The 924-nt window shown below is 36.8% G+C and carries 1 protein-coding gene; it reads left to right on the forward strand.

What is annotated here, in order from left to right:
• Positions 1 to 608 (forward strand): putative PEP-binding protein (locus B3I52_RS13960; RefSeq protein ID WP_349678683.1); only part of this gene is annotated, 608 nt, incomplete at its 5' end.
• Between the last annotated feature and the right edge of the window lie 316 nt (positions 609 to 924).

Consider the following 924-nt stretch of genomic DNA (forward strand, 5'->3'; position numbering starts at 1 on the left):
AAGAAAATCCAATGATTGGCTGGAGAGGCGCTTCAAGGTATTATGCTGAAGCCTATAAGGAAGCCTTTGGCATGGAGTGTAAGGCTATCAAAAAAGTAAGAGAAACTATGGGTTTGGATAATGTGGTAGTGATGATTCCTTTTTGCCGTACAGTAGGGGAACTTTTGCAGGTGTACCACGTAATGGAACAGTTTGGGTTAAAGCGTGGTGAGGATGGTTTAGAGGTTTATTTAATGGCCGAAGTGCCTTCTAACGTAATCTTGGCCGAACAATTTGCCAAACATATTGATGGTTTTTCTATCGGTTCTAATGATTTAACCCAGCTGGTATTGGGCTTAGATAGGGATTCTTCTTTGGTTGCAGGACTTTACAATGAACGTAACGATGCGGTAAAGTTGATGATCTCTAGCCTGATCAAGTCGGCCAAGAAAGCTGGAGTTAAAGTAGGTATTTGTGGGCAAGGGCCGTCAGACTATCCAGATTTTGCACAGTTTTTAGTTGAAGAAGGAATAGACTCTATATCAATTACGCCAGATTCATTTATGAAAACCGTAAAAGCAATTAAGGAGATAGAAGATGAGCTGGTTACTAATGAAATAGAAATGTAAGTTTAATCTTCCTATAAAAGTTGGGATATGGTCATGTCCTGCAAAATAAAAACCTTCCAATTGTGGAAGGTTTTTATGTATTGGCATATTATGGGATTATAAAGCGTCTTTTTTGGCGATAGAAAATTTAAATAATTATTTTTATTAGCTTGATAAGAAGAACGTTAGCTTAATTTGTTGCTTATGCGTTAAAAATAGGCTAATTCCATTTTGAATTATATACACGTTTCTATTATATTTGCGTCACTTATTTAGGTATTGGTTGTCATTTGGATATCCATTTGCTAAATAACAAAGGTGATACCACCATCGGGGT

This window comes from Pedobacter sp. UBA4863 (assembly GCF_002399615.1).
GTDB lineage: Bacteria > Bacteroidota > Bacteroidia > Sphingobacteriales > Sphingobacteriaceae > Pedobacter.